Source organism: Sulfitobacter sediminivivens (assembly GCF_042611115.2).
GTDB classification, from domain to species: domain Bacteria; phylum Pseudomonadota; class Alphaproteobacteria; order Rhodobacterales; family Rhodobacteraceae; genus Sulfitobacter; species Sulfitobacter sediminivivens.
In genome coordinates, this window is record NZ_JBHGAR020000011.1 from 18,745 (window position 1) to 40,375 (window position 21,631).

Sequence of the window (21,631 nt, forward strand, 5' to 3'; positions counted from 1 at the left end):
TGAGGTTTCAGATGCGCCAAATTAAATCTTTCATCATTTCATTATCCCTCACAGCCGCCCTTGCCGTGCCGGCCTATGCGGCCCCTTGTGGCAACAGCGGTGGCGGGTTCAACGCCTGGAAAGCTGCCTTTGCGGCCGAGGCAAAAGCGGCAGGTGTCAAACAGCGCGGTCTTGATGCGCTGGCTTCGGCATCCTACGCAAGCAGCACCATCGCGGCTGATCGCAATCAGAAGGGCGTGCGTTATGCGCTGAATGATTTCATCCGCATCCGGCTCGGCTCGCTTGATGGGTTTGCCGCATCGGCGCGCAAACGCAAGGCGCGCAACGCTGGTTTTTACCAGTCCCTTGAAAACCGCTATGGGGTGCCTGCGGGCGTGCTGCTTGCCATCCATGGCATGGAAACAGGCTTTGGCAGAAACATGGGCAACAGCGCCGTCGTGCCCGCCATCCTGACGCTGGCGTATGACTGTCGCCGGTCGTCCTTGTTCACCCCCCATGCGATTGGTGCCCTGATGCTTGTCGATCGCGGGACCATCACGGCCAATACCAAAGGGGCGAAACATGGCGAGTTGGGACATACACAATTCCTGCCCGGCAACGCATTACGTTACGGTGTCGATGCAAACGGCGATGGTCGTGTCGATCTCTACAATGAAGCGGATGCCTTGGCATCAACCGCCAATTACCTGCGTCAAAAAGGCTGGAAACCGGGGGCCGGATATCAAGAGGGCCAGACCAATTTCCGTGTCCTGAACCAATGGAACGCCGCGACCGTCTATCAAAAGGCGATTGCGCTCGCCGCTGCGCGCATCGACGGTTAACCTCATGAATGCGGCTAAACTCGGGCCCACCCATCCTGCTTCTTTTCGCCAAATATACTCAAAAGCCACAGCTGCCCTGCGCACCGCACATCGCGCCTTGCACGTGCCCTTTGCTGCTCCTATGTCATGACGCAAGGGTCAGGCCCCTGCCGTCCGCAATTCGGTGAAGCCCTGAAACGAACAACACACCAATCTCTCGCAGATTGTTGGGCAACGCGGACCCCCTTCACGCCTTTGCGAGAATAGGAGTGTTTGAAATGAATTATCCCGTCCCACCCCGTGACGTCTTGAAATCACAGGCAAAACGCCTGCGTGGTGACATGGCCGCGCGTGGTCAGATCATGAGCCATGCCGAAGCGCTGGAAACCATCGCCCACCAATGGGGCGCGCGTGACTGGAACACCATCGCCACACAGGCCCGCAACGATCACGCCAGTTTCACCCCCGGCCAGACCGTGTCTGGCCGGTACCTGGGCCATTCGTTCACCGGTCAGGTCAAAGCCGCACGCATATCGGCAAATGGCTTCTGGGCGCTTACCGTGCGCTTTGACACCGCGATCGACGTGGTCACATCCACGCATTTCAGCTCGTTCCGCCGACAGGTGAACGCGACGGTGAACCCCGGTGGGGTGTCGCCACAAAAGACCTCAGACGGCCAGCCACACATGGTGCTGGATATACCATGAGCAACGATGCGCGGGCAGGGCCATCGGTCAAATCTCCGCCAAGGGCAGTTGTCCTTGGCGGGTATGGTCTGATTGGTGCGGCCTGTCTGCGCGCATTGCAATCCGCCGGGTTTACGGTGACTGGCGTGGGGCGCGACGCAGATGCGGCGCGACGCGTCGACCCGGATGGTGATTGGCTGATCCGCGATATCGCCAGGATGCCCGCTGCCGATTGGGCGCGCGATCTGGCGGGCATCGATGTAGTGGTGAATGCGTCGGGCGCGTTGCAGGATGGCGCGCGGGATGATCTTGCGGCGATCCACGAAGGTGCGATCAAGGCGCTCATCGAGGGGCTTGGCGATCAGCAGACGCGTTTCATTCAAATTTCGGCTGTGGGTGTGGCGCTGGATGCCGCAACGGCCTTTATGAGCACCAAGGCCCATGGCGACGCGGCTCTCAAGAACAGCACGCTCGATTGGATCATTCTGCGCCCAACACTTGTTCTGGGCCGCACCGCTTATGGCGGCACGGCGTTGCTGCGCGCGGCCGCTGCGATGCCGCTCATTGGTTTTCAGGTTTTGCCTGAGACGCCGGTTCAAACAATCGCGCTAGACGATCTGGCCGCAGCCGTGGTGCAGGCCGCGCGCGGTGATATTCCGACTCGCACGCTTGCTGATGTGACATCAGCCGATGTGCACACATTTGCAAGCCTCACCAATAACATACACGGCTGGCTGGGGTTTGCCCCTTGGCGGTTCACCATCACCGTGCCGCGCCCCCTGCTGACCCTCACAGGCAAAATCGCCGACGGATTGGGCTGGCTTGGCTGGCGTTCCCCTTTTCGATCAACCGCGCTTACGGTGCTGGCAGACGGGATAAAGGGCGATCCTGCTGCCTGGCACGCGGCCGGTGGCGCAACCTGCCAGTCCCTGGATCAAACCCTGCGTGACATGCCCGCAACCCTGCAAGACCGTTGGTTTTCAAGGCTTTTCCTGCTGCTGCCTGTGGCGATTGCCACATTGTCCCTATTCTGGATATTGTCCGGTCTCATTGGCCTTGCCCGCACAGGTCCCGCCATCGAGGTTCTCACATCGCGCGGCATCGACGCCGGTATCGCATCTTTTGCGGTCATCGTCGGTGGCGTGATTGATTTAGCCCTTGGTACCGCAATTCTGTTTCGCCGCCACGCGCACCGCGCCTGTGGGGGGATGATCGCCGTTTCGCTCGGGTTTCTGGCCGCTGGCACTGTGCTGACACCCGATATCTGGGTCGATCCGCTTGGCCCCTTTGTAAAAGTGCTACCGGGCATTGTGCTGGCCGGCATTGTCATGGCGCTGATGGACGACCGATGATCCACGATCTGTTGCTCTTTGCCCATGTGATTGGGACCGCCGTGTTGCTGGGCACCGGCGCAGGCATCGCGTTTTTCATGGTTCTCAGTCAGCGCAGTCAAAACCCCGCGATGATCGCCCATGTCGCAGGGATTGTAGTGGTGGCCGATTGGCTCTTCACCGCAACCGCCGCTGTCGCCCAACCGATCACCGGGTATTTCCTGGCGCAAGCTGCCGGATGGCCGCTGACCTCTGGTTGGGTGGTTTGGGCACTGCTGCTTTATGTCTTTGTCGGGGTCTTTTGGCTGCCTGTGATCTGGATACAGAAACAACTGCGTGATCTGGCCCAAACCGCTGCGGCCCAGGGCATTCCCCTGCCCCCGCGCTTTCATCGCCTCTATCGCATTTGGTTTGCCTGCGGATTTCCCGCCTTTGCCGCTGTGCTGGCCATCCTCTGGCTGATGATCACCAAACCCACGTTCTAGGCACCGCGCACCACCCAGGTGTGAATGGTGAATATCACCGCATCACTCTTGGGCAGCCGCAAAATGCATTGCCGTTCAGAGCGCTGGAAAACCCGTGGCCGATCCTCGGCAATCCGACGTGGCTGATGCAGGTCCGGCTCTGCATAGGACAATCTGTTAAACCGCCACAGGGGCCGCCCCACCCGTACCCCATCAAACAATCGCTGGACCCGCCGCGCGATGTTGTCGTCATATTCAACCACCGTGTCGTGAATACCAACCAACGGCCGCCCGGCTTTGTCCGCCAAACGCCAATTCGCAGGGAAACACAGCACCGCACCGGTCAGCACATGTTCCTCGCCGCGCTTTTGCAGGACACAAATATCTTCCTGCACCAGATGCCCCAGCGTCCAAAGCGGTGCCGACCAATCCAATTCGACGCGCCGCCCATCGGGGGTTGTCACCTGCTCTTCGCCAACCTCAAACCCCAATCCCGGCAACAACAACAACGCCTCTGACAGCACTTCGCACGCCGCCTCAAACGCAGGCGGATCACACCACAACACCGCCTCAGGACGATTGGCGATCAGATCCGCCCGATACGCCATCTGCGCAGCATAGGCCTCATCCACCCGCAGCCAGTCATCTGCCGCACAGGGACCAACGCCGGGCAACTCTGCGGTGCCTCGTTGCGCATCCGGCAGCGCATCTTGCAAAATCATCATCCCTCAACTCCTACCAAGCGCCCCGCAAAAACGACATGCAAAAGCGTCGGGTTTTGCCAAATATTCCAGTTCAAACCGCGCCATGCTGGGACAAGCGATCATCCAGTGAGGTTCCCATGAACTACCATTACAGCGCCACCCGCAAAATTGACCCGACCTTGGGCAGCCATTTGCTCGACGGCAGCCCCAACGACAATGACCGCATTGAAATCGGCCCGACACAACTTGCCTTTGCCGAATGGAAGGCCGCCGGGCTGACCCTGCCCAATCTTGCGGCCATGCGCCAGTATCGCCTGGACCGCCTGACCAAAAACATCACGGATCGCGGCTATGGCGGTCTGCTGATGTTTGACCCGCTCAACATCCGCTATGCCACCGACAGCACCAACATGCAGCTTTGGAACACCCACAATCCGTTCCGCGCGGTGCTGGTCTGCGCCGATGGATACATGGTGATCTGGGACTATAAAAACGGCATGTTCCTCAGTGAATTCAACCCCTTGGTGCGCGAACAACGTTCTGGTGCGGATCTGTTCTACTTTGACCGTGGCGACAAGGTCGATGTGGCAGCCGACGTATTCAGCAACGAAGTCCGCGCCCTGATCGAGGCCCATGCAGGCGGCAACAAACGCATCGCGGTCGACAAGATCATGCTGCACGGGCTGCGCGCATTGGAAGCGCAGGGGTTTGAGGTCATGGACGGCGAGGAGGTCACCGAAAAAAGCCGCTCTGTCAAAGGCCCCGACGAAATCCTCGCAATGCGCTGCGCGTCAAATGCCTGTGAAGTGGCGGTGAAAAAGATGGAGGATTTTGCCCGCGCCAACGTCGGCGACGGCGTGACCTGCGAGGATGACATCTGGGCCGTGATGCACGCCGAAAACATCAAACGCGGCGGCGAATGGATCGAAACCCGCCTGCTTACCTCGGGCCCGCGCACCAACCCGTGGTTTCAGGAATGCGGCCCCCGGATCACCCAGGCAAACGAGATCATCGCATTTGATACCGACCTTGTCGGCAGTTATGGCATCTGCGTCGACATCAGCCGCACCTGGTGGATCGGCGACGAAAAACCGCGCCCCGATATGATCTATGCCATGAGGCACGGTGTCGAACATATTGAGCAGAATATGCAAATGCTCAAACCCGGCGTGATGATCCCGGAGCTTAGCGCGAACACCCATGTGCTGGACGCGCAGTTTCAGAAACAGAAATACGGCTGCCTGATGCACGGGGTGGGCCTGTGTGACGAGTGGCCCCTCGTCGCCTATCCCGACAACGCCGTGCCGGGTGCGTTTGATTACCCACTGGAACCCGGAATGGTGCTCTGCGTCGAAGCGCTTGTCTCCCCCGAGGGCGGTGATTTTTCGATCAAACTGGAGGATCAGGTGCTGATCACCGAAAGCGGGTTTGAGCGGCTGACGGAGTATGAATGGGATGCGGCGTTGATGGGGGGTTAGGCTGGGACTATTCCGGTGTGGCTTTGGTTATTTAGGGCGGATTTCTGGCAGTTCTGAACATTCATTTGTGGCGTGACTGCGTATCATTTCACGCTGTCGGATTGTTCCGCCTCAGCCCTAAATGGTGCGACTATGGTCGCGACGACCTGACATGTGCGATCCTTGCCCGGAAATCGAACGGAAAGCCCATCGATGGCGCACTGGTCCGCAACGATCCGCATCTCACCATGACCGATATTATCGGGATCCTTGATTGCAATTTCGATCCGGCCTTGTTCACTTTCGATTATGATTTCTGCTTGCCCCCAGTTGCTTGGCAGGCAGGGGTCCAACCGCACGCAGCACGCTTCTGGCTCTATGCCCAGAATACCGGAAACACCCAACTGCCAAGTCCAGCCGGCCGCACCGGTATACCACGACCACCCCCCCTGACCGATCTGTGCACCTACACCGGACACGTCACCGGCCAGAACATAAGGTTCCCGGCGGTAATGATCTGCATCTTGCAGGGAGCTGGTTCGCGCAATTGGGTTGATGATGTCAAACACGCGATGCGCAAGGTCGCCATCCTTGATCTTGGCGTATGCCATGCCCAGCCACGCAGCAGCATGGGTGTATTGACCACCGTTTTCGCGCACGCCTGGCGGGTAGGCTTGAATATATCCGGGATCACGTTCCGTCTTGTCAAAGGGGGGCGCAAGAAGCCGGATAAGACGCGCCTTTTCGTCAACAAGATCAGCGCCCGCCGATCCAAGAGCGGCGCGTGTACGGTCATCCACTGGCAGACCTGACAGAACTGACCACGCTTGCGCAATCAGATCAATCCGGCACTCGGTATTCCGGGATGACCCCCAAGGCATCCCGTCATCGTCAAAAGCACGCAAATACCAATCGCCATCCCATCCATGGCGATCCAGCGCGCTGACCAGATCATCGACGTGGGCCTGCCACAGATCTGCGGCGTCCACATGTCCTGCCTGCCCCGCGATTGGCGCAAAAATGCCGATAGTTGCGATCTGAAACCATGCAAGCCAGACGCTTTCGCCCTGCCCTTTCTCACCGATGCGGTCCATGCCGTCATTCCAGTCACCCCCACCCATGAGGGGCAAACCATGCGCGCCCGTTGCCATCATCCGGCCCAGCGCGCGCGCGCAATGATCAAACAGGGTTCCTACGTCGCCAGTCTCAAACAATGCATAGCGGTCGTGTTCTTCGGGACGTAGTTCAGGTGCCCTCAGGAACGGGATCTCGACATCCAGAATTTCCGTATCACCCGTGGCCTGAATATAGCGGCCCGTTACATAAGCCAGCCACACATAGTCATCCGAACACCGCGTGCGTACACCGCGCCCCAACGGTGGATGCCACCAGTGCAACACATCGCCTTGTTCAAACTGGTAATGTGCCGCCCGAAGAATTTGCGCCCGCGTTCGATCAGGATCCGTCAACAGCAACGCAAGCACATCCTGCAATTGATCGCGAAACCCGTATGCCCCGCCCGCCTGATAGAACCCCGCGCGCGCCATAATCCGGCAGCTCAGATTTTGGTAGGGTAGCCACCTGTTCACCATCAGATCGAAGGCCGGATCAGGAGTTTTCACCTGAACCGCGCCCAGCTGTTTGGTCCAAGTGGCCTGCAAAACCTCAACCGCATGCGCTGTTGTTTCAGGGTTCCGCCACTTTTCGACAATCGGGGCCAATTCGGTCGGGTCGGCGACCTCACCCAAAACAAAGACAACCTTCGCCTCTGCGCCCGCCGGGATATCCAGATGCACCTGATAGGCCGCGCAAGCGTCGCTGCCTTGGGGGAAACGCCCGCCCAGATCCCAACGTCGCAATCCTTCGGGATTGTGCACATTTCCCTCGCGACCCAGAAAATCGTGCCGATCCCCCGTCATGCTATGAGGGTCCATCGACGCTGTCAGAAATGCCGCGCGCGGTGCGAATTCCGCATTCCAAAGGTTGCGCCCGACGATGGCCTTCAAGTCTATCTCGTAGCGACTGATTACATGAGGGCGGGACGCACTCTCCAATGCACCCAACAGCCATTGCGCGTAATAGGTGGCCGTGATCCGGCGGGGCTGATCAGACGGGTTGGTCAGGCGCAGCCGAACAATCTTGACCGGGTCATCCACCGGCACAAAGCACTCCAGCTCCTGCTCCAATCCATGGCTATTCGTACACCAGCGCGTGAAGCCTGCTCCGTGTCTGATCTGACAATCGGCGTCCTGCCCCATCGGCTGTGGCGTCGTCGTCCAGACTTCGCCACTGGCCTCGTCACGCAGATACAGGACTTCGCTCGGCACATCGCCAACCGGATCGTTTGACCAAGGTGTCAGGCGGTGTTCGCCACTGTTTTCCGCCCATGTCATGCCCAATCCAGCCTCGCTGACAAGGCAGCCGAAACCGTCATTGGCCAGAATGTTGCACCAAGGTGCCGGGGTGCGGATACCGGTTGCAAGATGGATCAGATAATCACCGCTTTCAGGATCAAAACCGCCATATCCGTTATCGAACTGCAAATTATCGGGCCTGACGATGGCAGAAACCGGAATGTACGACGAATGTGGTTCCGGCACAAAAAGCGGTGGCTGATCCTGCGTTTCCAAGGCCTTGTCGAGCATCTCTCGAAGGCTTTTGTTGTCATCCTCCAGCACAACACAGGCCGACGCCTCCACCCCGCGCCGCATCGTTGCCGACATCTGATCACCCGCAAGCAGGTGAATACCGCCGCGCATGCCCAACATTCCCGTTGCATGGGTATCGCTGATGATGGACAGCACCTTTTCGCGCAGTGGCTCTTCGTAGCTGCTGGCCGCATCGCGCAGAATGACCAAGTCGAGCTTTAGGCCAGAATGGTGCCAAAGCCGGTGACCGCGCACCAAAATATCCAGAAGCGAAGACGATTCCAAATCCGATAGCTTGAGCAACAGGATCGGATAATCCCCGGAAATGCCGAAACGCCATAGGTCTTGCTGGCCCTTCCACGCGTCCGCGTTTGTCGGTGGTACCGTGCGGTGCGTACCGTGGGGATGCACCAGCAACGATGACAACACCTGTAACTCTGGTAAATGTTCAGGGGCAATCCCAAGTTTGCGCACGGTTCGCCCCGTCTCAAGCAAAGCGTCGCGGAATGTGCGGTCAATCATGGCGATCGGATACCGTTTGGCGACCTGCACTGCCTCACCGCGCGACGATGTGGCGACGCTTAGAAATACAAGCTGTTTGGTCTGCATCGGTTTCAACGATACCCGCACCTGAAGGGACATCACCGAATCAAGCGTCCACCCAGCCCCCTTGCCAAGACCACGTTGCACCCCTTCGGGCGCACGCGCAGTCTGATTGCGTCCGACAAACTGGCGGCGGTCTGTGTCCCACGCTGTGACTGCAACATCCGGCTCAGTGACAACCAGTTTATGCAACAGCACCGGTGGTTTGGTTTCCGGGCGGCGCGGCCTGCGCGTGAACACCAGTGCTTGCTCGTCGGGCAAATACGCACTGTGTACAAAAAGCTTGCTGAACGCCGGGTGCCGTTCATCGTCCAGTGGAGGGGCCAAGGTGACTTCAGCATAGGTCGTTACATTGATCGTTCGCGTGACGTCGCTTTCGTTTATCAGGGTCACACGACGGATCTCGACGTCATCATAAGGGGCCACGGTCACGTCCATGCGAGCGACAATCCCATCGTGTCGGCACAGCAGCTCTACCATGTGCTGGTGAAAAACACTCTTGGTGTCGACATCTGCGCGCCCTGTCGGTGCAGACCCCAGCGACCATAAATCACCGCTTTCGACGTCCTGAAGATAGACCCACATACCATCACCGGTGCGAACAGGATCAGGTCGCCACCGTGTCAGAGCCGTGCCATCCAAACTCAGCCCGCCGCCGCCACTTTGCGTGATCAGGGACGACATGCGGCCATTCCCCAAAATATGCACCTGCGGTACGACCAGTTCCGGCGAAGGCACCCACGGTGACAGTTCGGGTGCTTGGTGCATATCGGCGGGATGATCCCAGACTTCATCGGCACGCCCAAGTTCCAGCGATACGTCCCACGGCACCCGCTCCTGCAACAAAAGATCCATCGCACGTACGGGCTGTTCGCGCAAAAACCGGTGGACCATGACATCGTCTTGCAGGGCGTTGACGATGGCCGTTTGAACCATGCCCTGATGATGCGCCATGAACGTCGTGACAGCGACAAAGCCGCGCGCCCCGACGCTTCGATCGGGCGTGAAATCAAGCGCCTCTATAAACCCGTATCTGGTAAGCGCGCCAAGCTGTGCAAGTTCTGTGAGATTTTCGGCTGCGGCCTCTGGCCACCCGCACAGCGCCAAAGCCGACCCATAGGGTGCGATAACCAGATCATCGGTCAGCCCGCGGCGTATCCCAAGACCGGGTACACCAAAGGCGCGATATTGAAAGGTGCCGCGCGTGTCCGTTGTGGCGAATGCGGATTCTGATATCCCCCAGGGCACCTTGCGTTCAGCGCAATACGTGCGTTGAAAATCGACAGCTGTCAGCTCGCTCTCACCTAACAATGTGTCGCGGTAGCTGGGCAGGAACAGCGGCGGCATGAGGTATTCGAACATCGACCCATTCCACGAGAGGATCGATGGCTTGCCCTGAAGTCTGGTTATCGGGCGGCCGAAGGTGAACCAGTGTTCGACCGGCGCATCATGTTTCGCAATGGCAAAATAACTGGCCAGACGCGCCTCGGTCGCCAACAGGTCATAATGGCTGGTATCCATTTTCCCCAGACTTTGGTTGTATCCAATCCAGAACAACCGTGCGGACGTGTCATACAGAAATGAAAAATCCATGCCAAATGCTAGTTGATCCGCCTTTGCAGCGAGATCGCGCAGGGCAAGGCGCAGTGTCTCTTGCTTGGCCAATCCCGTCTGAACGGACTGGCGCATCTGATCCAGCCATTCGGTTGTTGCAGTGCAGGCTTTGGGGTGCGCCGCCGACCATGCGTCCAAAACCGCCATGAAGGTCTCTGAGGATGCCTTGTGATCCAACCAGGCAGGTTCAGAATACAGTTGGCCGGCAATCTCTTGGGCGACGGAAGAAACTGCATCCGGACAATCCGCTATGACTGAGAGCCAAGGCATGAAAGTATCAATATCGCGTGCAATGGCATTCAAGTCATGATGGAACCTTTCCAGCCATGTCGTGATGTCCTTCGCCTGCTCGGCTGTAAGATCAGGGGATTTTTCTATTGCCTCCAATGCAAGTATCTCAAGCGCTTGCCAATGCACGCCATCAAGGGCTGCAAGTCCTTCTTTCAATCGTAATGGAGACGCGATGATCTGTGAAATCTGATCCCGGATCACGCTTTCCGTCCGGTCCAAAGCTGAAAGATCGCGCGTCGGTACACTACGAAGTGCCTCGCACAACAGGTCCAGAGACACCTCAAGACTGCCGAAATTTGCGGGAACGATCACGGGAGCATCAACAAGATCAAGACACCCCTGCTTTAGCGTGACCAACGACACCGCCAGATTGCCGCTATCAACGACCGAGACATACCGCGGCTCCAGCGGGTCCAGCGTTTGGGTGTCGTACCAGTTCAGGACATGACCACGGTATTTGGCCATGCGTCCAAGGGTGTCGAGGGTATTGCGCGCACGTGCCGCAAAGTCGCTTGTCGTGATGAAACCCATGTCACGCGCAGCCAGTGCGGAGACAAGGAACATGCCAATGTTGGTCGGCGAGGTGCGGTGCGCAATCTCTTCCTTCTGACCGAACTGATAATTGTCAGGTGGCAACCAGTTGTCATCAGGCCCCACGAACGTCTCAAAAAAATGCCAGGTGCGCCGCGCCGCAAGGTTCAGGAATTTGCGCTGCGGATCGGTCAGTGATTGAGCGCGAAAATAGCGTGGCCTTGCGCTCCAGACCGATATCTCCGGCGCGATCAGCCAAAGCACAAGAACCGGCACAGCGCTCCAAAAACCCTGCAAATCAAAAAGCGCCAGATGCCCCGCCATCACCACCGCGAGTGCCGAGGACGGCCACATCAATTGCCATGACGTGCGCCGGATGTTGCCGTGCGATGTTTCGGTCGATGCGTGCGCCGCCGAGGTCCATTCCAACCGGTTTTTACCCGTGACATAAACCCGCCAAAGCGTGCGAAAGATCGCATCCAGTGCGATCAGGGTATCGCTGACCAGAAAGGCGATGAAGAAAAACCAGCGTCCGCTGGTGGTCCGAATATTGTGGACGGCATTGCCCAGTGCGCCGCGCCGGACACCGCCGGTTGCAATGGCAAACGCTTCGCCGATCAGATAACTGCCGGGTGCCGCAAGCGCCAAACCCGTCCAGACCAATGCGCTGCCCGGCATCAGCAGCCAGCCCGCAAGAAAAAACAACAGCAACGCAGGCGACATCAAACTGCGGCGCAGATTGTCCATCAATTTCCAGCGATCCAATCCCGACAAGGTCGTCTTATCGGTCTGGCCATCCGCCATCGGTACCCTGCGCCCAAGCCATGGAACCAACTGCCAGTCTCCGCGCATCCAGCGATGCTGACGCATGGCAAATTCCGGATAGGTTGCGGGGAGGTCTTCGTACAGAACAAGATTGCTGACCAATGCGGCCCGCCCGTACAGCCCTTCGAACAGATCGTGACTTAGGATGTGGTTATCGGGAACCCGGCCCAACATGCTTTGATGCAAGGCCGCGATATCGTAGATGCCCTTGCCGACATAAATGCCAGTCCCGAACAAATCCTGATACACGTCGGAAACGGCCCGACTGTAGATGTCTATAGCGGTGTCTCCGCCATAAAGATGCGTGAAATGCGTACCTTTGCCCAGCTTGGGCAAAATCTCGATCCGCGGCTGTAGAATCGCATGCCCTGATACAACCCGCCGGCTACTTTGATCAACAACAGCCTTGTTCAGGGGGTGTGCCATGATACCGACAAGGCGTACCGCCGATCCGGGCGGCAATTGCGTGTCGGCATCCAGCGTGATCGCATAGCGGATACCGCGCAATGTTTCGGCAGGGCCTGCAACCACGTCAAATGGGTCTTTTGCGTCGCCCAGAACGTAACGGTTGAACTCTTCAAGTTTGCCGCGCTTGCGTTCCCACGCCATCCAGCACCCTTCGGCTCCGTTGTACTTGCGGCGACGATGCAACAAGATGAACGGCGGACTGGCGTCCACAGCGTAGCGACGGTTAAGGTCTTCAATCCGCTTTTTCAGCGCGGCTTCGACCTCGGTGTCTTGTGGTAATGTTGCTTCCTGCGCATCGGCAATATCGGATAAGAGGACAAATCGAAACGTGGGATCCGGGTTCGCAATGCGCAGAATTTCCACCTTTTGCGCGATTGCATCCACTTCGCCGGGGGATGCGATGATGATCGGGATAATGATGGCAGTGGCACACTCTTGAGGAATTGCTTTTGAGAAGTCCATCTCGGGCAATATGTCCGGACGGCTAAGCCGGGTGATCATCCAATGGCCGAACCATACGCTCGGGATCGTTGCTGGCAGAGCAGTAAGTACAAGGCCAATAAGCCATTGGGCCAGAGTTGCATCTTGAAGCCAAAGATAGATCACCGACACCAATATCGCGGCAACCACAAGCAAGCTCAATCCGGCGGCATAAAGGATGCGCTTGTAGGCCGACAAGCGACGCTGCACTGCCAAAAACCAAGAAACCCGGCATTTCAATGCGGCCTCAAGCCTCAGCAGGCCCTCATCGACCAGCCAGTATCCGACATGACAGCGGCAGCCATCGGTTCTCTCACTTTGCGACAAAGCGACCGCCATGCGCGCAACTTCTGATTCCGAGCTGTCGCACCGCGATGCCAGTCGTTCAACCATGTCCCGGTACCGGTTGCGGGTCTCAAATGTCATTGCCAGATAGATTTCGGCGGGATCGTTTGCCAGTTCCGCTTCGATGCAACTGACCTCGTCGACAAAATCCGGCCATTTAATCGAATCCACGGCAATTAGATTTGTTATTGCCTTTGCAATGGCGTCGACAGGCGCGGTCTCGATTGTGGCCAAGGTCTCGGTGCTCAGGTTTGCCTGCGGCATCAGTGCTTTATCAATCGTCCCGACAGCGTGAATGAACCGCTCGAGACATGCCAGCCGAAGCATGGATGGCATTGCCCAGAGTTCAGCGTTGGTCAGCTCTGCGGACTGCTGGTATTGCTCAATAAAACTGATCAGGTCCGGCAGTGTGATCTGTGGTTCGAGAAGATCATAGACGGCCTGCGACAACGCAAACGCACGCGGCGGTCCTGCGCCGTCGGGTTGGGCCAGCGCTGGCAGCCTTTTGTAGAATTGCGGGGGAAAGTCCTCATTCAAGCGCCGCATGGCGCGCAGGATTTGGTAGTCATTGTCCAAGATCCAGTCCGCTGCGCGATCCTGACCGGGGGGCGGTTCGGAGCAATAAGTGCGCACCCGTTCAAACCATTCACTCAAGGTTGGCAGGACACGGTAGATGTCAAGAAAGGCAGGCGGGCCTGAGACGAAAGGGCGGTGCAGTGCCGCCAACTCCGGCCCAGTTCTTGCGTCAATCAAAGGCCTGTCCGGTTGGGTCATCAGTCAGTGCCAGCCGGTTGTCTGACCCCCGTTGACGACACCTTGCCAAATGCGTGATTGCTGTCAGGGTTGTTTCGAGGCCGTACCAGCAGCACCGGGATCTGCGCATTGTCCAAAACGTACCGCGCCACATCGCCGGTAGGCACGTCTTTGTGCCCACTTTGTCCATGTGTCGCCATTACCACAAAGTCAGCATATTCTTTTGACATGATGTCGATCAATGCGCGCCGCACATCACTGCCATGGGAAATTCTGACAAGAGCCCTCAGGCCGTTGCGTTCAAGTCGTTTCCTGATCCGGGCAAGATAGGTCTTGCCAGCCTGTTCATTGCGTTGCCTGACGAGGCTGAGCAGACGTTCGTCTTTGGGGGCCCCTGCCGCGAGTTCTGTCAGGCTGGACGCAGGCAAAACGTTACAGATGATCAGTTCGGCATGTTCGGCCCGAGCCAGCTTCATGGCCACCGGAAGTGCCGCTTCTGCACGGGACGACCCGTCGAGAGGCAGTAAAATTCGGCGATATTGCGCATTCCGCTCAATCAGCGCGTCATCCGGGATAATCAGGACTGCGGCACTTTGCGACGAAAGCACACCCCAAGCCGTCTCGCTCAAATGCCAGTCTGTATCGCTGCGGGGTCGCAGAGACGCTGCAATGTCGCCCTGTCGATGTTCCATGAACGCCTTGATCTGGTTGACGCATTGCCCTTCAAGAAGTTCGGCGCGGCAGGGGTGGTTGGCAATTTCCGTTTCCTTTGTCAGAAATCCCAATTGCTTCAGGGTCTTTTGTTTCTTTATGTCCCATTCTACGGGATCAATTGGACCGTTGCCGTTTACGGGTTTACACAAGACCTGTACCAAGACCACTTGGCCACCAAACGCGCTGGCAATTTTTTGTGCATGGCTGACGCTGGCCGAGGTTACGGACGCGTCTTCTAAAAAAACCAAAACGTCAGATGTTTCAAAGGCTTTTTCCGGTTTTGACGGTCGATCTTTGCCGGGCGGCATTGCCTGTTTTGATCGGGTCATTATTCGCACCATCCTTTTGAGCAGATGTCTCTGGCAAGGCGATAAGAGTCCGAAAACGAATAATTATCGCGATGGCATTCAGAGCATTTCAGTACGGTCCCCGCGCAATCGGGTAACGAAACCACACTTGACCAGATTAGATCCGAAACCTTTTCACCGATTGATTAGTGTCAATACGGTTTCTGTTTTATGCGCAAAGCTAGGCAAACTGACGTCATCGTCCCGGATCATCTGCGGCTATCCGTCGCGTTATTGAATATGATTTACTCGCACGCCCAATACCTTGCTCGCCGCCTGATTAGACCGAGACGAATGTACCTAGGACAGGGAGTGATCTGATGATCCGGTTTTCAGAATGCGCACTCGACAGAATGCTGCGTTCACTCATGCAAGATGGTGCCCTGCACGTCATCATGCCGTCTGGAGCCAGTCATAGATACGGCAACTTAGTTGGCGACCCGATAACAGTTCGGTTGCGCGACATCTCTTGCGTTCGGCATCTGGCTTTGAACCCAGAAATGGCCCTTGGCGAAGCGTATATGAACGGGGCGCTGACGATTGACGGGGATGATTTGCAAGAATTTCTGGCGTTGATCGTTCGCAATGTTCAGCGTGCTGCCGGAAATCGGGTCTGGTGGCAAAAGCCTCTGCTAAAATCCCGCGCCGCCTTTCGGTGGCTGGCGCAAAACAACGTCGTGGAGCGCGCGCGCGGCAACGTGGCACACCATTATGACCTGTCGGGGCGTCTGTATGAACTGTTTCTGGACAACGACCGGCAGTATTCGTGCGGTTATTTCAAAGACCCAACCGAGACACTGGATCAGGCGCAAGCACGTAAAAAGGAACACATCGCCCGGAAACTATTAATCGAACCGGGCATGACGGTCTTGGACATCGGGTGCGGCTGGGGCGGAATGGCGTTGACCCTGGCAAGAGACTTTGGTGCCCGTGTTGTCGGAACTACACTATCGAAAGAACAGCATGCCTACGCGACGCAGCGCGCAAAACGCGATGGTCTGGCGGACAGGATCAACTTCCGGCTCTGTGACTACCGTCATGTCGAAGGTACTTTCGACAGAATCGTCTCAGTCGGGATGTTTGAACATGTGGGACTGCGTCACTTTAATGATTATTTCCAGACAATCCGGGACCGGCTCTCTCCAGACGGCATTGCGTTGATCCACACCATTGGCTGGATGGCCCCTGCGACGGGGACAAATCCGTGGATCGCCAAATATATCTTTCCGGGAGGCTATATCCCGACCGTTTCAGAAGCCATGAGCGCCGTCGAAAAAGCCCGCCTGTGGGCGGCGGACATCGAATGTTGGCGCCTGCACTATGCCTATACATTGCGCCATTGGTACAACCGCTTTCGGCAGAATGAAGACCAGGTTGCGGCGATGTATGATGATCGTTTTGTCAGGATGTGGCGCTTTTATCTTGCCGCATGTGAGCAAACCTTCCGCAATGGCCCACAGGCGGTTTTCCAGTTTCAGCTTTCACGAAATATCGATGCCGTCCCGCTGACCCGAGACTATCTTTATGACCAATCATATCTGGCGGACACCACACCGGCAAACGGTGCCGGACGCGCGGCGCTTGTCGTCGATGGTGATCGGGCAATTCGCCCGTACGGATCTGACAATTCACATTTCACCCCTCGTAAGGAGCAAGACAATGATCAACAAAATACTTCTGGCCGTTGACGGATCAAGAAATGCGCAACGGGCCATAGACATTGCAGCCGAATTGACAGGCAACTTGAACTCAGAACTGTTTATCCTGCATGTCTTGATGCACGGTCGTCCAGCCGCAGAGCTGGTACGCATGGCCGAGGTAGAACATCTTGTCAAAGAAACGCAGAGTGTTGTCTCACCGGGCACGGCGTACGTTCCAAGAAGCTATCCTGAACTCCTGAGCGGCGACGCGACGGACTCCAGAACGGCAAAGATCATTGCAGCCCTCGGTGAACAGATCGTTGTCAGAGCGAAAGCTCTTTGTGCTGAAAAAGGTGCCAAAACAATCGAGACATCAGTGCGTTCGGGCGATTATGCCGAGGAAATCCTAAAATCGGCCGCGCAATTCAAGGTCGATATGATCGTGATCGGATCGCGCGGACTTGGGGCTTTCAAAGGCACGGTATTGGGCAGCGTGTCGCAAAAAGTACTGCATTACGCGCCCTGCAGCGTTCTGGCGGTCAGGTAGCCCAGCAAATCCACGGCCTCGAACATTACCGCGTTCAGCGCGCAGTGGGACTAGATTTGGCCGTCAATTTTCCATATTTGCCGAAGATCAGTGACGGTCTCCTTGGGTATTTTGAAATAGCGCGCAATCTCTGGATCAGACAGCCCAAGGTCTGCGAGCGTTTCAAGGCAACGTTTTGGCGTCGGACCCAAAAAATGCAGGTATTTCTGTAATTCGTATGTCAGTTCTTTTCGGCTTGACGGGATTTGGCTTGGAAGTGACCTCCCTCCGGGGCCAAGCTGCCGAATGATATCCAGAGTGTTGAAATAGTCTACCATTGTAAATTTTTCACCTCCACACAGGACAAAGTACGAACGTGATTTACGTATTTCAAAATATATTCATCGCGGATTGATTCCAATCAAGATGTTCGATCCTCATTTTTATTTGGCAGGAACTAGCTGATAAAATGTCAAAGAGGGGGCGGCATTCGTCTGTGGGACAATTGATACGCATCATTCTCACGCGCCGCAGACGCGATACAAGCCATGGCTATCCTTGGGGAGAAAGCTATGCACGCAATGGTTCTGCACAAAGGCGCGACTAAACTTCGGTATGAAGACGTCGCACCGCCAACCTGCGGCCCTCAACAGGTCAGGATCGCCATTGAGGCGTGTGGTGTGTGTCGTACGGATTTGCACATCATTGATACAGAGTTGAAGGACCCGGTGCTGCCGCTGATCCCCGGACACGAAATTGTCGGCAGGATCGTGCAAGTTGGTGGCAATGTCGAAGGGTTGGCGATGGGCCAGCGCGTGGGTGTACCATGGCTGGGACGGACCTGCGGTCACTGCACATACTGTAGTGCGGGCCTCGAGAACTTGTGTGATGCGCCCGGTTTTACCGGATACACGTTGAACGGTGGCTACGCCCAAGAATGCGTTGCCGATGCGGCATATGTGTTTGCGCTTTCCGGTGATGCAGATCCTGTTGGACTGGCACCACTGCTGTGCGCCGGACTGATTGGATATCGCAGTTACACCATGGCAGGTGACGCGCAGCGGCTAGGGTTCTATGGATTTGGCGCGGCAGCACACATCCTTGCCCAGATCGCGGTTTGGCAAGGCCGCGACGTCTATGCCTTTACCAAGCCGGGCGATAGCGCTGGACAGGGTTTCGCGCGTGCAAATGGTGCCATCTGGGCTGGCGGTTCAGACGAGGACCCGGACGTATTATTGGACGCCGCGATCATCTTTGCACCTGCGGGCGCGCTTGTCCCCAAAGCTTTGAAAGCGGTACGCAAGGGCGGTCGCGTCATCTGTGCGGGCATTCACATGAGTGACATTCCGTCTTTTCCTTATGAACACTTATGGCATGAACGTCAGATCATGTCCGTCGCCAACCTGACGCGGCAGGATGGAGAGGCATTCTTTCCGCTGGCCGAGAGGGCAGAGGTTCAAACACACACGACGCCCTATGCGCTCAAAGATGCAAATAAGGCTTTGGACGACCTGCGAAACGGCCATCTCAGCGGTGCGGCCGTGCTTGTCCCGTAATATGTTTTCAGCCTCTTCGGATTTCGCGCCGCAATTGATCAAACTCAATCTTGAGAGGCTGCGGACATCGTAGACTCAGTGTCATGGAACACACACCTCTTACATTTACTGACCGCGCTGACGCAGGTCGGCAATTGGCAGAAGTTCTTGCGGCACTAGAGCTTGATCAGCCGCTGATTTATGCGCTGCCGCGCGGCGGTGTCCCCGTCGCCGTCGAAGTCGCAAAATCGCTTCATGCGCCGCTTGATCTGCTGCTAGTGCGCAAAATCGGCGCACCCGGAAATCCAGAAGTCGCTCTTGGTGCGATCGTTGAGGGGGCGACCCAGGAAATCGTGATCAACCACGACCTTCTGAAGCTATCTGGCGCGGATGACACTTTCCTGGCCCGAGCCGTGGCCGATCAGCGCGCCGAACTTAAGCGACGGAAAATTCGATATCTTGGTGATCAGCCAAGGCTGGAACCTAAGGGTCGAACCGTTGTCGTTGTGGATGACGGGCTGGCCACCGGTGCCACGATGAAGGCGGCTTTGATCGGGTTGAAACGTGGCAATCCAGAGAGGATCGTTGTCGCCCTTCCGGTCGCGCCAAAAGCGGCTTTGGAAGAGATATCCGATCAAGCGGACGACATCATTTGTCTGCATCCAGCGACAGCATTTCGCGGCGTGGGCGGATTTTATCGCGACTTTCATCAACTGACCGACGATGAAACAGTGGCCCTGTTGCGGCAGGTTTCGACCAGCACGACAAATTGCGCAAATACGGTCACGAAACGCACCCACAAGAGGCAAGTGGCCATACCACCGTTCGGGTTGCCCGGCGATCTGACAGTCCCACCAAACCCGCGCGGTATCATCCTATTTGCCCACGGCAGCGGCTCCTCCCGAAGCAGCCCGCGCAACACATATGTGGCCCGCAAACTTAATGCGGAAGGGTTTGCGACACTTCTGTTCGATCTGCTGACACCCCAAGAAGGACAGGATCGCCGCAACGTTTTTGCCATTCCGCTGTTGGCTGAACGCGTGATCGAAGCCTCAATCTGGATTACCTCCGAGCCTGACCTTGAAGATCTTCCACTCGGCCTTTTTGGGGCAAGCACAGGTGCCGGGGCTGCACTTGTTGCCGCTGCGGAGCTAAAGGGCCGGGTGGCAGCGGTCGTATCCCGGGGCGGTCGACCGGACCTTGCCATGGAGTTTCTTCCTCAGGTCTCCAGCCCGACGCTGTTGATCGTCGGCAGTCTGGATCACGATGTCATCCGGCTGAACGAACAAGCTCTTGTCGCGTTGAAATGTGAAAAGAAGCTGGAGATTGTTTCAGGTGCCGGTCATCTATTTGAAGAAACGGGCACATTGGACAGTGCTGTTGACCGTGCAGCGAATTGGTTCAAAATACATCTTCGCGCACAATCGACGACGCAGCCAAAGCCCGCATCGCCGCCAAAAACCGACACCGCACGTTCTGTCCTGCGCGCCGCTGCCGAACCTTTGCCCCATATCAATGATCCTGATTTTGCCACGGCATTCGACCGGTTCGGGTCAAAGCGCGTGGTGCTTTTGGGCGAAGCGTCTCATGGCACCTCGGAATTCTACCGGGCACGGGCCGCCATCACTCGGCGCTTGATCGAAAAACACGGCTTTTCCAGTGTCGCCGTTGAAGCCGACTGGCCCGACGCTGCAATGGTTGACCGCTACGTCCGGCAAAAGCGGCCCGGGTCGATGAAACCGTCGCCTTTTGCGCGCTTTCCCACATGGATGTGGCGCAACGTGGAATTCGATGCGTTCACACGCTATTTGGAGCAATATAACCGGGCAAGAAAAGCCGATGACCGCGTCGCCTTCTATGGCCTTGACCTCTATAATATGAACGCGTCGATTGCAGCGGTTCTGGCGTACCTTGACCGTGTCGACGCAGCCGCAGCCGAAGTGGCCCGCTCGCGGTATGCTTGTTTGTCAGAATGGGCAAATGACCCGGTGGCCTATGGGCGCGCTGCGCTGACGCCCGGGTTTTCCGATTGTGAAGTGCCGGTCAGGAAAATCCTGATTGATCTGTTCATGAAACAACTGGTCTATACCGGCAACGACGGTGAACAGTTCTTTGATGCAGCACAAAACGCCCGCCTTGTCGCTTCTGCAGAGCAATATTACCGCGTGATGTATTATGGATCCCACCTATCGTGGAACCTGCGTGACCAGCACATGTTCCAAACCCTGCGCCAAATTCTGAACCGTTCCGGACCAGACAAGAAAATCGTGGTCTGGGCACATAATTCCCACATTGGCGATGCGCGCCACACCGATATGGGCCGGGTCCGTGGCGAGTTGAACATCGGGCAGCTATGCCGTGAGGAATACGGCGATACCGCCGCCCTTATCGGATTTGGAACGGCATCTGGCACCGTTGCCGCCGCGTCTGAATGGGACGCGCCGATGGAGACCAAAGACATTCGCCCGCCACGCCCCGAAAGCTATGAGGCGCTGTGCCACAGCATCAATGTTGAACGCTTTCTGTGGGATTTCAAGAAGGAGCAATCGCCTGAATTCCTGCCGCTTGTGAACCAGCAAAGATTGGAGCGCTACATCGGCGTTATCTACCGGCCCGACACTGAACGCGCGAGCCACTACAGTTTTGCCACCTTGCCAAAACAATACGACGCTTTCGTCTGGTTTGACCAAACCAAAGCGGTGACCGCTTTGCCAACACTGACAAACGCCGCAGAGGACGAAACCTATCCGTTCGGACTGTGATGCCCACCTGCCTTTTTACAATGACTTGAGGAGGAGGAAATGAGGATCGAAAATATGTCGCATTTGGCGTCATCAAAAATTTTTCGGCAGTTCTTGACAGCTTGGAA

At 56.9% G+C, this 21,631-nt stretch carries 12 protein-coding genes; 9 read left to right on the top strand and 3 right to left on the bottom strand.

The features are described 5' to 3' along the window. Positions 1 to 11 precede the first annotated feature (11 nt). From ACEWL3_RS12390 to ACEWL3_RS12405, 4 genes are all read left to right on the top strand, one after another. Entirely contained in the window at positions 12 to 821 is an 810-nt protein-coding gene (locus tag ACEWL3_RS12390; protein ID WP_386182562.1) for a lytic murein transglycosylase, read from the top strand. Between the two features lie 257 nt (positions 822 to 1,078). Further along, positions 1,079 to 1,507: a glyoxalase superfamily protein gene (locus tag ACEWL3_RS12395; RefSeq protein WP_386182564.1), complete on the top strand. Its 429-nt coding sequence runs from the start codon at positions 1,079 to 1,081 to the stop codon at positions 1,505 to 1,507. Next, complete coding sequence (locus ACEWL3_RS12400; protein WP_386182566.1) at positions 1,504 to 2,838, top strand: SDR family oxidoreductase; 1,335 nt, start codon at positions 1,504 to 1,506, stop codon at positions 2,836 to 2,838. Before ACEWL3_RS12395 ends, ACEWL3_RS12400 begins: the two co-directional genes overlap by 4 nt. Next, on the top strand, positions 2,835 to 3,302 hold the full coding sequence (locus tag ACEWL3_RS12405) for a DUF2269 family protein (protein ID WP_386182568.1): 468 nt from the start codon (positions 2,835 to 2,837) through the stop codon (positions 3,300 to 3,302). The genes ACEWL3_RS12400 and ACEWL3_RS12405 overlap by 4 nt, the downstream gene beginning before the upstream one ends. Here ACEWL3_RS12405 and ACEWL3_RS12410 read toward each other — a convergent pair. Beyond that, positions 3,299 to 4,006: a heme-dependent oxidative N-demethylase family protein gene (locus ACEWL3_RS12410; RefSeq protein WP_386182570.1), complete on the bottom strand. Its 708-nt coding sequence runs from the start codon at positions 4,004 to 4,006 to the stop codon at positions 3,299 to 3,301. The genes ACEWL3_RS12405 and ACEWL3_RS12410 overlap by 4 nt on opposite strands. A 116-nt stretch (positions 4,007 to 4,122) precedes the next feature. Between ACEWL3_RS12410 and dddP the strand changes: the two genes are divergently transcribed. Then, positions 4,123 to 5,463: a dimethylsulfonioproprionate lyase DddP gene (gene dddP / locus ACEWL3_RS12415; RefSeq protein WP_386182572.1), complete on the top strand. Its 1,341-nt coding sequence runs from the start codon at positions 4,123 to 4,125 to the stop codon at positions 5,461 to 5,463. 83 nt (positions 5,464 to 5,546) lie between these two features. Here the strand turns inward: dddP and ACEWL3_RS12420 are convergent, their stop codons facing one another. Next, positions 5,547 to 14,021 carry a glycoside hydrolase family 94 protein gene (locus tag ACEWL3_RS12420; protein WP_386182574.1) on the bottom strand — a complete coding sequence of 2,825 codons (8,475 nt, stop codon included), beginning with the start codon at positions 14,019 to 14,021 and terminating at the stop codon, positions 5,547 to 5,549. Beyond that, positions 14,021 to 15,043, bottom strand: a complete 1,023-nt coding sequence (locus ACEWL3_RS12425; RefSeq protein WP_386182576.1) for a universal stress protein — start codon at positions 15,041 to 15,043, stop codon at positions 14,021 to 14,023. Before ACEWL3_RS12425 ends, ACEWL3_RS12420 begins: the two co-directional genes overlap by 1 nt. 371 nt (positions 15,044 to 15,414) lie before the next feature. Between ACEWL3_RS12425 and ACEWL3_RS12430 the strand changes: the two genes are divergently transcribed. The 4 genes from ACEWL3_RS12430 to ACEWL3_RS12445 all read left to right on the top strand — a co-directional run bounded on the left by ACEWL3_RS12430 (position 15,415) and on the right by ACEWL3_RS12445 (position 21,524). After that, positions 15,415 to 16,749 (top strand): class I SAM-dependent methyltransferase, encoded by a 1,335-nt coding sequence (locus tag ACEWL3_RS12430; RefSeq protein ID WP_435000962.1) that lies wholly within the window; start codon positions 15,415 to 15,417, stop codon positions 16,747 to 16,749. Next, positions 16,721 to 17,248: a universal stress protein gene (locus tag ACEWL3_RS12435; protein WP_386182580.1), complete on the top strand. Its 528-nt coding sequence runs from the start codon at positions 16,721 to 16,723 to the stop codon at positions 17,246 to 17,248. The genes ACEWL3_RS12430 and ACEWL3_RS12435 overlap by 29 nt, the downstream gene beginning before the upstream one ends. A gap of 551 nt (positions 17,249 to 17,799) precedes the next feature. After that, a complete protein-coding gene (locus ACEWL3_RS12440; protein WP_386182582.1) occupies positions 17,800 to 18,783 on the top strand; it encodes a zinc-dependent alcohol dehydrogenase family protein in 984 nt (327 codons plus the stop codon). 83 nt (positions 18,784 to 18,866) lie between these two features. Continuing rightward, a complete protein-coding gene (locus tag ACEWL3_RS12445; RefSeq protein ID WP_386182584.1) occupies positions 18,867 to 21,524 on the top strand; it encodes an erythromycin esterase family protein in 2,658 nt (885 codons plus the stop codon). Positions 21,525 to 21,631 lie beyond the last annotated feature (107 nt).

What these genes read in the sequence shown, in the direction of transcription:
- ACEWL3_RS12440 (WP_386182582.1), top strand. Translation starts at nt 17,800, where the DNA reads ATGCACGCAATGGTTCTGCACAAAGGCGCGACTAAACTTCGGTATGAA.
- ACEWL3_RS12405 (WP_386182568.1), top strand. Translation starts at nt 2,835, where the DNA reads ATGATCCACGATCTGTTGCTCTTTGCCCATGTGATTGGGACCGCCGTG.
- ACEWL3_RS12435 (WP_386182580.1), top strand. Translation starts at nt 16,721, where the DNA reads ATGATCAACAAAATACTTCTGGCCGTTGACGGATCAAGAAATGCGCAA.
- ACEWL3_RS12430 (WP_435000962.1), top strand. Translation starts at nt 15,415, where the DNA reads ATGCTGCGTTCACTCATGCAAGATGGTGCCCTGCACGTCATCATGCCG.
- ACEWL3_RS12395 (WP_386182564.1), top strand. Translation starts at nt 1,079, where the DNA reads ATGAATTATCCCGTCCCACCCCGTGACGTCTTGAAATCACAGGCAAAA.
- ACEWL3_RS12420 (WP_386182574.1), bottom strand. Translation starts at nt 14,021, where the DNA reads ATGACCCAACCGGACAGGCCTTTGATTGACGCAAGAACTGGGCCGGAG.
- ACEWL3_RS12400 (WP_386182566.1), top strand. Translation starts at nt 1,504, where the DNA reads ATGAGCAACGATGCGCGGGCAGGGCCATCGGTCAAATCTCCGCCAAGG.
- ACEWL3_RS12445 (WP_386182584.1), top strand. Translation starts at nt 18,867, where the DNA reads ATGGAACACACACCTCTTACATTTACTGACCGCGCTGACGCAGGTCGG.
- ACEWL3_RS12425 (WP_386182576.1), bottom strand. Translation starts at nt 15,043, where the DNA reads ATGACCCGATCAAAACAGGCAATGCCGCCCGGCAAAGATCGACCGTCA.
- ACEWL3_RS12410 (WP_386182570.1), bottom strand. Translation starts at nt 4,006, where the DNA reads ATGATGATTTTGCAAGATGCGCTGCCGGATGCGCAACGAGGCACCGCA.
- ACEWL3_RS12390 (WP_386182562.1), top strand. Translation starts at nt 12, where the DNA reads ATGCGCCAAATTAAATCTTTCATCATTTCATTATCCCTCACAGCCGCC.
- dddP (WP_386182572.1), top strand. Translation starts at nt 4,123, where the DNA reads ATGAACTACCATTACAGCGCCACCCGCAAAATTGACCCGACCTTGGGC.